Origin of the sequence: Helicobacter cetorum, from assembly GCF_900198405.1 — a bacterium.
GTDB classification, from domain to species: Bacteria; Campylobacterota; Campylobacteria; order Campylobacterales; family Helicobacteraceae; genus Helicobacter; species Helicobacter cetorum_C.
In genome coordinates this window covers 31,383-42,944 of the sequence record NZ_FZMR01000004.1, presented here as the reverse complement: position 1 = coordinate 42,944, position 11,562 = coordinate 31,383, and the positions used below count along the sequence as shown (strand labels likewise).

Below are 11,562 nucleotides of genomic sequence, written 5' to 3'. Positions count from 1 at the left end.
AATCTTCCTTAAATCAAAATGATAATGCCTGTTAGCACAATGTTTAATAACGCTAAAGGCAACATAATTTTCCAGCACATGCCCATTAACTGGTCAGGTCTAACATGCGGAAAAGTCGCTCTAACCCACATGGATAAAAAGACAAAGAAGCACACTTTAATTAAAATGGCTATGCCACCCGGAATAAAGCCCCATGCGTTAAATCCGCCAAAAAATACAATAGAAATCACAAAAGAAAAGGCGAATAAATGCGCATATTCTGCTAAGAAAAACATGCCCCATTTCAAGCCACTATATTCGGTGCAATAGCCTGCTACAATCTCTGCTTCATGCTCTAGTAAGTCAAAAGGAGTCCTATTAAGCTCAGCATAACTTGCGATTAAAAACAAAATAAAAGCCAAAGGCTGTTTGAATACGAGCCAATCTAAAAAACCACCGCTTTGATAGTTGTTAATCTCTACTAAAGAGAGCGAGCCTACTACCATCAAGGGAGCCAAAATGGTTAAGGTGCTTACCACTTCAAAACTAAGTAGCTGGATGGTAGCTCTTGCTGAACCTATCAAAGAGTATTTATTATTAGAAGCAAGTCCAGCTAAAATAGGTGCATAAATACCTGCTGAACCTACCGCTAAGAAAAATAAAAAGCCAATGTTGATATCAGAAATAATAGGCTTGATTTCATACCCAAACAAAGTGAAATTAGGGAAAAAAGGAATGGGCGCCATAGACACAAACGCACTCACCATAGCAATAATGGGGGCTAGGGTGAAAATGAATTTATTTGCCCCTTGGGGAATAATGTCTTCTTTGGTAAAAAGTTTAATACCATCAGCAGCGACTTGCAAAAGCCCAAAAGGCCCTACATAACAAGGCCCTAAACGGCGTTGAAAATAGGCTAACACTTTTCGCTCAATATAAGTGGCAAAGCCCCCTAGGGCTGAAAAAACAGCTACTAAGACTAAGATTTTAATCAAAGTTTCAATGATGTAAGCACTCATGCTTGCTCCTTTAAGCTCACGCTATCAAATACGCTCTCTTTGAAAAGGTTTGAAACACTATCTAAAAGACAGGGTGAAATAACAAACACATCTTGCTCTAAACTCTCATCTAAATACAAAATGCCTGTAACTTCATCTTGCTCTTTAATTAAAGTAATGCTTTGTCCCACTTCCTTATTCAATTTTTCTAAGAAAGCTTTAGAAACATAAATGCCGGCTTTTAATTGCAAGTTCTCACTTTTATTAGTAGCGTGGTTGAATTGCGTTTCTGGGTATTTCAAATACGCATTGAATGTGATTTTCTCTTTTAGGGGTTTGATAGGTTCGCATTCTGTCTTCTCATATTCTTTAGCGCTGTTTTCAAAATGACTTGATTCTAGTTTGTAGCCCCTATGATTAGCTCTATCATTAGTAAAATAATTAGTCAAGCCATCAAAATCTATGGCTTTAAAACCAGCTTCTGTAGGAAGTTGCTTAGTGCATTCTATTAAATTTTCTTCAATAAAGCCAAAGCCTTGCATAATATCGCTCAAGTCATAGCCTTCAAAATTTAAAGCCGGTTTTAAAGGTAAAACACGCCCTTCAATATTGGTTATAGTGCCTTCTAGCTGGTTTAAACTAGGTAAAATGAAATTGACTTCGTTAGTTGCACCTTTTTCAAAGACCTTGTCATCGCTATTGATTGTAAAATCCCCTTGAGAGCGAATGCCTACAATTTTTTCATCTTCAAAATCTTGCACGCTTAACTCACAAAGTGAAACGATACCTAAAGCGTTCGCACTAGGTGGGATAAGAGTGAGATTAATAGCACTCTTTTGAGCTAATAAACGCAACATTTTAGCGATATTTAAAGCTTGTTTATGGCTATAAATCTCTTCGCCTATGACAAGCAAGGTGTTGCTTGATTTTTGCAAGAGTGCGAGAATTTTTTCATAAGTCTCTAGGTTTATGCCTATTTCTTCAAGCATAGAATAAGTGGTTTTTGTAGGCACTTCAATTTCTTTTTCTGGCTCTTCTTGCTTTTGTTCTTGCTCTTGTGTAGCTACTTCTTCGTTGTTTGGGAGTTCGTTTTTTTCTTTATTTTCTTCTTGTTTATTTTTCTTTTCTTCTAGGGCTTTTTGACGCTCTTCTTCTAATTTTTTTAGAGCTACTTCATCTACAACGCTTTGTTTGGAATCTTCTAGGCTTTTTAAACACACGCTTTCAATATTAAGCATTTTTAAAAGCATGCCTAAAAGAATTTCTTCAGCCCCCACTTTGTGTGTGATATTTAGAACACTTCGGCTTAAATTCGCTAACGCATTATCCTTGATAGGGTGCAGAACCACTAAAGTTGCTTTATTGAGTTTGAGAGCGTTATTGATAGCATAACGCACAAGCGGGTTTTCTGTTTTGATAGAAGACCCAAGCGTAATGACTAGATTAGAAGCTTTGATTTCTTCGATACTAGGATATTTTATTTCGCCTAATACTTTCAAAAATTGTTGGAAATGATATAAATCTTCATTATAGATTTTGAAACCTAGTTGCTTTCTCAAACGCTCTATTAAAAACGCTTCTTCATTCGTAATATCTCCGCCTATTCGCACCGCATTACATTCTTTTAGAGCGTTTTGAGCTTCTTTAAGATTGATGCTACCTTCAGAGCTAGAGCTCACATCAAAGGCAAAACGCCCCGCCCCACAAATAGGGTTATGATAAAAATCATTCAACACTCTAAAAATCTTAGATTCTTCACCTAGAGTATCAAAATGACGCACATCATATTGGACTAAACACCCCGCTGAACAATGCGTGCAAGTAGAATGAATTTTTTTCAATTCCCATGCATTAGCTGTGTAAGCGAAATCTTTATAACTCAAAGCACCCACAGGGCATACCGCAATACATTCCCCACAATCATAGCAAGGCACACTACCCACAAAAGAAATAATACCCTTTTGCTTACGACTCCACACACTAAAAGGGTCTTTTGGCATGCTGTCTTTAAATTTATCCGGGGCGTGTAAGTTGGCTTTAGTGGCTTTGAGATTGTTTTCGCCCACATTGTCCTTACAAGTGGTTACACATCTCTCACACATGATACACAAATTAGGGTCATACAAGGCTTTTGCCCATGTATCTAATTCTTTCATATCATCAGCAACCGCATAGGGCTGGTGTTCTACGCCCGTTAAATGCGTCATATCTTGTAATTCACACTCCCCACTCTTATCGCACACGCCACACTCTAGGGGGTGGTTTACATCATAGGTTTGCATAATGCTTTTTCTTTCAGCCATTAAGGTAGGGGTATTAGTGAGAATCACAGCATTATTTTTGGCTTTAGTGTTGCAACTATAAATGCGTTTGCCATCCATTTCAGCCATACACATTTTACAAGCAACAGTGGGCGAACAACCGCTTAGATAACAAATGGCTGGAATGTAGATGCCAGCACTTCTAGCAATTTCTAAAACGCTTTGTCCCTCTTCACATTCAATTGTTTTACCATTGATGGTTACTTTAATCATAAATTTCCTTGAGAGTGGGATAAGTTAGTAATGGGGGCGTAGGGATAAGTTTCAAAAAAAGCCCCTTCTAAAATCGCAACTAAGCCTTTCAAGTAAGGGCTTTCTTTTAATTCGCATTCTATCGTTTTATTTAAGATTTGAAGTTGTGCTTTAGAGTAATTGATTTTATTTGCCATTTTAAATTGTTTAGAAAAATATAGTTTTGGGTTTTTAGCACTGCTATAAGCAAGATAGACAAATGAGCCATTAGCCTCATGGATTTGTTCTAAAGGTTCTAAATCTTTTGATTTGAGTTGTGGTTCAAAAGGTAGAATCTGTTCTTTTAGGGCTGTTGTTAATAATAGCTCTTTGTCTTTTGAATGATAAAAAGTAGGCGTTGCATCTAAATCATTGCAAGGAATATGCAAAATTTCTAGGTAATTTTGTAACTCACTCAAAAGAGTGTATAAAAATACGCCATTAGCATGCTTTGTGATTTCTCTATTTAACACAAGCACCACCTTTTGAGCTTTAAAAATGAGCATAATAAGCTCTTGTAGTTCTTCTTCACTCATATTAGCTTCAGAGCTTAGATACCCCACATCTATATTTTCTAAAACATGCCCTTTTAATTGTGATTTTTTTTCTAGAATGCCCCTTAAAATTAGGGTTAAAATTGCCACTTCAGTGTTAATCTCATAAGACATAAAAAAACAAGTTTCTTCTAAATCTCTAGTGTCTTGTAAGGGTCTTAATAAGGCGTAATTAAGTTTTGATTGATGGATATGTTCTAATAACAAACGCTCATTAGCATTCAAACAAGCGTTTGAAAATCCCCCAAATAGAATACATAAATCGCTTTTTTCTAAAAGCTTTAGGTCATCTTTAGTCATCTTATAGTTTATCTGAAACCCTTTTTTGAGAGATAATTGCTCCAAATAATAGGCTTCTTCTAAGCTAAGAGATGAGCTTACTTCTAAAAGAGAATGGGGGTTAAAAGCACTCAAAATTAAGCCTTCTTTTTCACAACAATCGTCCAATCGGCTTGATTAAAACGCAAAGAATTGAGTAATTCATGCCCTTTTTCTTGAATTAATTCAGCACTCTTAGGAATATTAGAAAAATCTCCCACTTCAAACATAAAAATCGCCACTTCATTAACTTGCATTTCTTTGTCAATCAATTCTATTAAGCGTTCAAAAATATCCGCTTTTAAGGGGCGTAAATCAAAGCGTTTCATCTATCCACCTCGCCAAATACCGCATTGGTTGAGCCAATAATGGTTACTGCATCAGCTAGATATTGCCCTACTAAAATATCGCCCAAAGCTCCGATGTGATAAAAGCTTGGGGCTCTAATCTTTAACCTATGAGGGTAGGGTTCACCTTCTGAATGGATAAAAAACCCTAATTCACCCTTAGGACTTTCTGTAGGGGCATACACCTCTCCAACCGGTGGACGCATACCTTGAGTTACTAAGACAAAATGTTGCATTAAGGCGTAGTTTTGAGTCATTATATCTTCTTTAGGCATAGAAATATAATGCGGATTTTGAGCCATAATGGGTGTATCAGTCTTAGCATACATAGGAATGAGTTGCTCAATAATGCGAATGCTTTCATCAATTTCTAGCATATACAAGCAATACCTATCATAGCTATCGCCATAATTACCCACCGGTATATCAAAATCAAGCTCTTTATAAAGCTCATAAGGTTCTTCTTTTCTAATATCATAGGCAATGCCAGTCCCTCTTAGCATAATGCCGCTCATACCCCAGCTTTGCGCCATTTTTTGCGTTACAACGCCCACATTTTCCAAACGCATACGCCAAATACGGTTATTATCTAATAAACCTTGAATGAGTTTTTTACACTCTCTCATTTCGCCTAAGAATTTTTTTAAGCCTTCTAGCCAATTAGGAGGCAAATCTAAAGGTACACCTCCGATTCTTATGGCATTATGCGTTAATCTTGCTCCGCAATAATCCTCCATCAAATCTAGCCCATACTCTCTTGTCTTAAACGCATATAAAAACACGCTCATCGCCCCTACATCTAAGGCATGCACACTGATAAAAAAGATGTGTGAAATCATGCGGTTTAATTCTAATAAAATCGTGCGAATCACTTGGGCTCGGCGTGGGATTTCTAAATCTAGCAAGGTCTCTACGGCATGAGCATAAGCGTAATTATTGCTTGTAGAAGAAGTATAGTCTAACCTGTCTGTGGTAGGCATGTATTCATTATAAGTCATGTTTTCGCCTAACTTCTCACAGCCCCTATGCAAGTAGCCAATTTCAGGGGTAGCCTTAATAATCCTTTCACCTTCTAGTTCTAAAATCAAGCGTAATTGTCCATGACTAGAAGGGTGTTGGGGTCCAAAGTTTAGCACCATTTGATTGTCATCATGTTCAAAAATGATGTTTTCAAACTGGGGGTTGAGTTTAGTAAAATTTTGAGCCATTTTATAGCCTCTTCTTTAAAATAGTGGGAGCGAGTTTGTGCAAATCCTTAACAAAAGGAATTTTCTTAAACGCATGTTTTTCTTCTGTTTCTTTTAATGCTTCGCCCTTGCCTTGCTCATAGCCAACTTTTGCAAAATTGAAAGTATCTTTTTCATCTACCCTAGCACTATCTCGTTGCTCTTTGCCAATGACTTCTCTGTATTCTTTGCCAAAGATTTTATCCACTTCATACCATTGAGCGAACTCATCACCCTTAAGTGGATAAGAGCGTAACAAAGGATGTCCTACCCAATCATTAGGCATGATAATGCGTTTTAAATAGGGGTGCTTATCAAACACAATGCCAAGCATATCATAAGCTTCTCTTTCACTCCAATTCGCTGAGCGGTATAAAAAACTTAAGGAATCCACGCTCTCATTAGGCTTTAAAATACATTTTATGCGCACCCTACGGCGATTCTTACAATTATCGCCAAAACCTACAAATTGATAAAACAATTCAAAATGCCCTTTTTTAGCACACAAATCTATCGCACTCATTTCACTCAAAGCCTCATAACCCAAATGCCTTAAAATCGTAGCGATAGAAAAAATATCCTCTTTTTTAATCCAAAATACAGCCGTATTAGTCTCTATGTATTTGTCTAAAATTTCATGCTTGTAAGAGAGATGGTTATAGATGACTTCATAAGCACTGCCTTCTAAATATTTTTTAGGGGTAGGCTCTATGATTTTATAGCGGTCATGTTGGCGTGATTTTCTTTGCACATCTTCATAGGGAGATTGTTTTCTTATCATTACACTAACCTTTTAGGGGCATCTTGTTTAATCGCTTTAGAGCGTCTGATTTTATCTTGTAAAACCATAAGAGCGTATTGTAAAGTCTCTGGGCGTGGTGCACAACCGGGCAAATAAATATCCACTGGAATGATTCTATCAGCCCCTTGAACGGTCGCATAAGTGTTAAACATTCCGCCGGTATTTGCACAACTTCCCATAGAAATCACCCATTTAGGTTCAGGCATTTGGTCATAGAGTCTACGCATAAACTCGGCATGTTTTTTAGTGAGTGTGCCAGCAATTATCATCACATCAGATTGTCTAGGACTGGCTCTAAAAATCGTGCCAAATCTATCAAAATCAAACCTTGAACCCCCTGTTGCCATCATCTCAATCGCACAACACGCCAAGCCATAGGTCAAAGGCCAAAGCGAATTAGAACGCCCCCAATTCAATAATTTATCCAAAGTGCTTAGAACAATTGGTGCTTGTTGCATTATTTCACCTCTAAATTTTGCCAACTCAAAGCGTTTCGCTTGAGAGCATAAATAAAACCGATAGTTAAAAAGAAGACAAAGCCTAGCATTTCAATTAGCCCAAACAAGCCTAACTTTTTAAAATCAATCGCCCAAGGAAACATAAAAACGATTTCTACATCAAATAAAATAAAAAGCATGGCCATAATATAGAAATGATGAGAAACTCTATTAGGCTGTTTGAGAGCCACAGGTCCGCACTCATACGGAGCAAGTTTAAGCTTTTCGCCTTTTTTTTGAGCCATTTTACGGCTTAAAAAGCGTTGGATTCTTAAGGTTAAGTTAAACACCCAAAAAGTGAATACCAACAAAACAAAAACGCCAAAATAGGGGTGATTCAATGCTTCTGTGGCTTGTTGCATTAGGCTCTCAAACTCCTTTTTATTATTTTTAGCAAAAGATGAAATAGATTAAACCATATTTTTGTTAACCCTTAGCTGAAAAATGCAAAAATTATGCTTATTACTCTAAAGTAGCTATGCTATTTCAATGAGTCTAGGCATTAAGTTTTGCATAGCATTCACTGCACTATCATTAATACATTGAATATTTTTAGGCATACGAGCATTTTTAGCCATAGGGTCAATGTAGTAAATAAGGGTATCTTTAGGAGCATAAGTAAAAAGACTAGCTGCTGGATAGACTTGTAATGAAGTGCCAATAATGATTAAAACATGAGTTCTTTTAATTAAATAGATAGCCTCTTTTAAGAATGGCACCTCTTCGCCAAACCATACAATATCAGGGCGTAGTTGCGATTTATCTTCAGCTAAATCGCCTATTTGTAAATCCTTTTCCCATTTATAGACTAAATTAGGATTTTTAACACTGCGCACACTCAATAATTCCCCATGCAAGTGCAACACCTTAGAAGAACCCGCTCTTTCATGCAAATCGTCTACATTTTGAGTGATGATATTAACTTGATAATATTTTTCTAATTCAGCTAAAGCTTTATGAGCGTCATTAGGGCTAACTTCAAAAAGTTGTCTGCGTCTAGCGTTATAAAAATCTAGCACTTTTTGTGGGTTCTTTTCCCAACCCTGTGGCGAGGCAACTTCCATAATATCATGATCTTCCCATAAGCCATTAGAATCTCTAAAGGTCTTAATCCCACTTTCTGCAGAAATCCCTGCTCCGCTTAAGACAACTAAGTTTTTCATTCTTATTCCTTGATGATTTCAATGTGAGTGCCACTGAGTTTGTCATGCAAGAAAAACTTAAAAATAAAAGGTGCAATAAATCCTATCAGTAATCCCATGCTAAATATCCATATAACAAAACGCCATAGAGCCAAGAAAAAGCCCACTTTTTCGCTATTATTTTTGATTAATCTAAAATTCGCATAACGCATTCCGGGGCTTTGAGTTTTAAAAGCGATAAATAAGCTATGCACAATGGCATACCAACACAGACATAAAAAAATCGCTCCTTGATTTTCTCTAAAATTCTCTGCACTCCCCAAGACAATATAAGTCATAAAATAAAGCATGGGGGTATAAATCATAAAAATGTCGGTTATAAAAGCTTTTAAGCGTAGAGTAACCCCAAGTTCTTTTGAAAGGTGGGGTTGGTAGGTATTTTTTGTGGTGTTTTTAATGGGCGAGGGTTTTAAAAGAGTTTTAGCACGATTTTTTTTAGTTGCCACGACTTCCGGGCTTTATAGCAGTGCTTGTAGCACACAAAGGACAAGCACTAGGTTCATGCATTTCAAAAACAAAGTCTTCTAACGCAAAAAAAGGTAAATTGCTAGGCAAGCATGCACCCTTTTGTGCCTCTAAATGAGAATGGGTGCGTTTGCAAATTCCTCTATTAGCTAAAGCTCCAAAAGCTACAATTTTAGCTCCCTTTTCTTCTAAGACTTTCGCACACTCCATTGCAGATTTTCCAGTAGTGATAATATCTTCACACACTAAGATTTTTTCATTTTTTTTGACTTCAAAGCCACGCCTTAAAGTCATTATGTTATTGGCTCTTTCGGTAAAGATAAAACGCACGCCTAAAGCTCTTGCGAGTTCATATCCAGCAAGTATGCCCCCAATGGCAGGTGAGCATACGCATTCAATATCTATTTGAGCCTCTTTAATTTGTTTGGCTAATTCTAGGGCAAATTGTTCGGCTAGTTTAGGATTTTCTAATACCTTAGCAGATTGTAAATAGTGATTAGAATGAAACCCACTACTAAGTAAAAAATGCCCTTCTAGCAATGCCCCAGCGTTTTTATAGCATTCTTTAATATCCATTCTTTTTAAACCTTTAAAATATCATCTTCTTTGTTTTTCACGCTTTCATCAATTTTTTTAATGGCCTCATCAGTCATTTTTTGGATTTGTTCTTGGGCTTTCTTGCTTTCATCTTCGCTGATTTCTTTATCTTTTTCTAGTTTTTTCACTTTATTGTTAGCGTCTTGGCGGATATTTCGCACAGCTACTTTAGCTTTTTCGCCCATGGCTTTGGCATCTTTTGCGATGAGTTTTCTTTGTTCTGTTGTCATGGGCGGAAAAAAGAGTTTAATTGTTTCGCCATCATTATTAGGATTTACGCCAATGTTGGCTTCTTGAATGGCTCTTTCAATTTCTTTGAGTAGGTTTTTTTCCCAAGGATTAATCTGAAGGGTGGTTGCATCCAAACTCATCACTGAGCCTACTTGGTTTAAGGCTGTAGGTGTACCGTAGTAATCCACTTTAATATGGTCTAAAATATTCACTGAAACTTTTGCACTTCTTAGAGTAGAAAATTCCCTACTTAGTGCTTGAACGCTTTTTTGCATCAAATCTTTGGTTTCGTTATAAATAGCTTGTAGCATTATTTGTCTTCCTTTTTTACTTTGGTGTTGGGCGTGGTAGGTTTTGGAGTGCTTTTATCGGTAGTTTTGGTTGGAGTGGGTTTATTGTTTTTAGTTTCTTGCTTTTTTGGAGCGCTGTTTTGAGACTTAGTTTTACTAGGCGTAGTTTCTTTTTGTAAATCTTCTTGTTTTTGGGGCTTTGGCGTTTCTATTGGATTTTGTTTTGGGGCTTGCGTTGGCTCTAAAGAGGGGGCTAGTTCTGTTTTTGGAGCAAGAGGGTTTAGAGAAGAATTAGTTGGCGTCTCTAAGGGCTTTAGAGAACCAGATGATGGGACTAAAGGTGAAAGCTCTTTTTTTGTCTTGGTATCATCTAAAATACTTTTATTGTATTCCTTATTGTAGCTATAGCCAAGTGTAATAGTATTAATCACAAATAACAAGCCTAAAAACATGGTTAGTTTTGCCATAAAGCTTGCTGGTCCTTTTGCACCAAATAAAGAATCATTGCTCCCACTATAAGCCCCAAGTCCAATACTAGAGCTTTTTTGCAACAAGACCACAATTACAATCAATACAGCTAAAACAATTTGCAACCAAAACAGCACGCTTGTCATAAACACTAATTCCTTAATATCCCTAAAATTTAGCAAAAATTACCTATAATCTTATCTAAAATTTGCTAAGAATACACTAAAATTTCATCTAACTATAACCATTAAGGTAGTATTAGGGGCAATGCCAAGTTTTCTTCACTCTTTTAATAAGCATGCTAAAACCTATGGCACTAATTCTATTGTGCAACAAAACTTTGCTTTATTATTGCTTGAACGCTTAAATCAAAAATCTTATGTAAAAGTTTTAGATTTGGGCGCAGGCAGTGGTACGGTGGCTCAAATTTTAGAGCGATATTCTATTAGCATTAAGGATTTTATCGCCCTAGATAATTCTATAAACATGCTTGAACTACACCCCACGCATTCTAAAAATATTCAAAAAGTTTTTTTAGAGCATGCGGATTTTGAAAAATATGCTTTTAAAACTTATGATTTAATTGTTTCTTCTTCATCGTTGCAATGGGCAAAGGATTTAAAAGATGTTTTAGAAAAAATTGCTTTTTCTAGCAAGGAAGTGGCGTTAGTCATTCATACGGATTTTAGTTTGCATGAAGTGCATGAGTTTTTAGGCACGACTTCGCCTTTGAGAAATCTTAATACACTTAAAACCCTACTTCAAAACGCTTTTTTAGGTTTTGATATTGATATAGAGATAAAACGCATGGTTTTAGAATTTAAGAGTCAGCAAGATTTTTTTAATCATCTTAAAAAATCCGGACTTTTAGGAGGCTCAATGCTGACTTTCGCGCAAAAAAAGTGCCTTTTTAAACGCATGCCTTTTGAGAGATTAAGCTATGAGGCGCTACTCTTTTGGGGTAATAGGCGTTCTTAAAAGGTTTCATTGAAATATTAGAATTAGGTTGCTACAATATTTGAATTTAAAATATCTT

The 11,562-nt window shown here is 36.5% G+C and carries 14 protein-coding genes; 1 reads left to right on the top strand and 13 read right to left on the bottom strand.

The features are described 5' to 3' along the window. Positions 1-8: 8 nt before the first annotated feature. The 13 genes from nuoH to secG all read right to left on the bottom strand — a co-directional run bounded on the left by nuoH (position 9) and on the right by secG (position 10,672). Entirely contained in the window at positions 9-998 is a 990-nt protein-coding gene (gene nuoH / locus C6H25_RS01840; protein WP_104747794.1) for an NADH-quinone oxidoreductase subunit NuoH, read from the bottom strand. Next, the gene (locus C6H25_RS01835; protein WP_104747793.1) at positions 995-3,511 is read right to left on the bottom strand and encodes an NADH-quinone oxidoreductase subunit G; all 2,517 of its coding nucleotides are present in this window, start codon (positions 3,509-3,511) and stop codon (positions 995-997) included. Before C6H25_RS01835 ends, nuoH begins: the two co-directional genes overlap by 4 nt. Then, positions 3,508-4,497 (bottom strand): hypothetical protein, encoded by a 990-nt coding sequence (locus C6H25_RS01830; RefSeq protein WP_104747792.1) that lies wholly within the window; start codon positions 4,495-4,497, stop codon positions 3,508-3,510. The genes C6H25_RS01835 and C6H25_RS01830 overlap by 4 nt, the downstream gene beginning before the upstream one ends. A gap of 2 nt (positions 4,498-4,499) precedes the next feature. Continuing rightward, a complete protein-coding gene (locus C6H25_RS01825) occupies positions 4,500-4,730 on the bottom strand; it encodes an NADH-ubiquinone oxidoreductase subunit E family protein (protein WP_104747791.1) in 231 nt (76 codons plus the stop codon). Beyond that, the gene (gene nuoD, locus C6H25_RS01820; protein WP_104747790.1) at positions 4,727-5,956 is read right to left on the bottom strand and encodes an NADH dehydrogenase (quinone) subunit D; all 1,230 of its coding nucleotides are present in this window, start codon (positions 5,954-5,956) and stop codon (positions 4,727-4,729) included. The genes C6H25_RS01825 and nuoD overlap by 4 nt, the downstream gene beginning before the upstream one ends. Before the next feature lies 1 nt (position 5,957). Next, positions 5,958-6,755 (bottom strand): NADH-quinone oxidoreductase subunit C, encoded by a 798-nt coding sequence (locus tag C6H25_RS01815; RefSeq protein WP_104747789.1) that lies wholly within the window; start codon positions 6,753-6,755, stop codon positions 5,958-5,960. Further along, positions 6,755-7,234, bottom strand: coding sequence for a NuoB/complex I 20 kDa subunit family protein (locus tag C6H25_RS01810; protein ID WP_104747788.1), 480 nt, complete (start codon positions 7,232-7,234; stop codon positions 6,755-6,757). The genes C6H25_RS01815 and C6H25_RS01810 overlap by 1 nt, the downstream gene beginning before the upstream one ends. Continuing rightward, entirely contained in the window at positions 7,234-7,635 is a 402-nt protein-coding gene (locus C6H25_RS01805; RefSeq protein ID WP_021435513.1) for an NAD(P)H-quinone oxidoreductase subunit 3, read from the bottom strand. Before C6H25_RS01805 ends, C6H25_RS01810 begins: the two co-directional genes overlap by 1 nt. Positions 7,636-7,749: 114 nt before the next feature. Further along, a complete protein-coding gene (locus C6H25_RS01800) occupies positions 7,750-8,436 on the bottom strand; it encodes an SIR2 family NAD-dependent protein deacylase (RefSeq protein ID WP_104747787.1) in 687 nt (228 codons plus the stop codon). A gap of 2 nt (positions 8,437-8,438) precedes the next feature. Further along, the gene (locus tag C6H25_RS01795) at positions 8,439-8,873 is read right to left on the bottom strand and encodes an RDD family protein (RefSeq protein WP_233707302.1); all 435 of its coding nucleotides are present in this window, start codon (positions 8,871-8,873) and stop codon (positions 8,439-8,441) included. A 37-nt stretch (positions 8,874-8,910) separates the two neighbouring features. Further along, positions 8,911-9,516, bottom strand: coding sequence for an orotate phosphoribosyltransferase (gene pyrE / locus C6H25_RS01790; protein WP_104747785.1), 606 nt, complete (start codon positions 9,514-9,516; stop codon positions 8,911-8,913). 5 nt (positions 9,517-9,521) lie between these two features. After that, positions 9,522-10,079, bottom strand: coding sequence for a ribosome recycling factor (frr, locus tag C6H25_RS01785; protein ID WP_104747784.1), 558 nt, complete (start codon positions 10,077-10,079; stop codon positions 9,522-9,524). Continuing rightward, positions 10,079-10,672 carry a preprotein translocase subunit SecG gene (gene secG / locus C6H25_RS01780; RefSeq protein WP_199768912.1) on the bottom strand — a complete coding sequence of 198 codons (594 nt, stop codon included), beginning with the start codon at positions 10,670-10,672 and terminating at the stop codon, positions 10,079-10,081. Before secG ends, frr begins: the two co-directional genes overlap by 1 nt. A 121-nt stretch (positions 10,673-10,793) precedes the next feature. On the opposite strand from secG, the gene C6H25_RS01775 reads away from it, so the two are divergent. Beyond that, positions 10,794-11,504 carry a methyltransferase domain-containing protein gene (locus C6H25_RS01775; RefSeq protein WP_104747782.1) on the top strand — a complete coding sequence of 237 codons (711 nt, stop codon included), beginning with the start codon at positions 10,794-10,796 and terminating at the stop codon, positions 11,502-11,504. Positions 11,505-11,562 lie beyond the last annotated feature (58 nt).

Bases quoted from the DNA above. Each gene is read 5' to 3' on its own strand.
- pyrE (WP_104747785.1), bottom strand. From the start codon at position 9,516: ATGGATATTAAAGAATGCTATAAAAACGCTGGGGCATTGCTAGAAGGG.
- C6H25_RS01805 (WP_021435513.1), bottom strand. From the start codon at position 7,635: ATGCAACAAGCCACAGAAGCATTGAATCACCCCTATTTTGGCGTTTTT.
- nuoH (WP_104747794.1), bottom strand. From the start codon at position 998: ATGAGTGCTTACATCATTGAAACTTTGATTAAAATCTTAGTCTTAGTA.
- C6H25_RS01825 (WP_104747791.1), bottom strand. From the start codon at position 4,730: ATGAAACGCTTTGATTTACGCCCCTTAAAAGCGGATATTTTTGAACGC.
- C6H25_RS01835 (WP_104747793.1), bottom strand. From the start codon at position 3,511: ATGATTAAAGTAACCATCAATGGTAAAACAATTGAATGTGAAGAGGGA.
- frr (WP_104747784.1), bottom strand. From the start codon at position 10,079: ATGCTACAAGCTATTTATAACGAAACCAAAGATTTGATGCAAAAAAGC.
- C6H25_RS01815 (WP_104747789.1), bottom strand. From the start codon at position 6,755: ATGATAAGAAAACAATCTCCCTATGAAGATGTGCAAAGAAAATCACGC.
- secG (WP_199768912.1), bottom strand. From the start codon at position 10,672: ATGACAAGCGTGCTGTTTTGGTTGCAAATTGTTTTAGCTGTATTGATT.
- nuoD (WP_104747790.1), bottom strand. From the start codon at position 5,956: ATGGCTCAAAATTTTACTAAACTCAACCCCCAGTTTGAAAACATCATT.
- C6H25_RS01800 (WP_104747787.1), bottom strand. From the start codon at position 8,436: ATGAAAAACTTAGTTGTCTTAAGCGGAGCAGGGATTTCTGCAGAAAGT.
- C6H25_RS01775 (WP_104747782.1), top strand. From the start codon at position 10,794: ATGCCAAGTTTTCTTCACTCTTTTAATAAGCATGCTAAAACCTATGGC.
- C6H25_RS01810 (WP_104747788.1), bottom strand. From the start codon at position 7,234: ATGCAACAAGCACCAATTGTTCTAAGCACTTTGGATAAATTATTGAAT.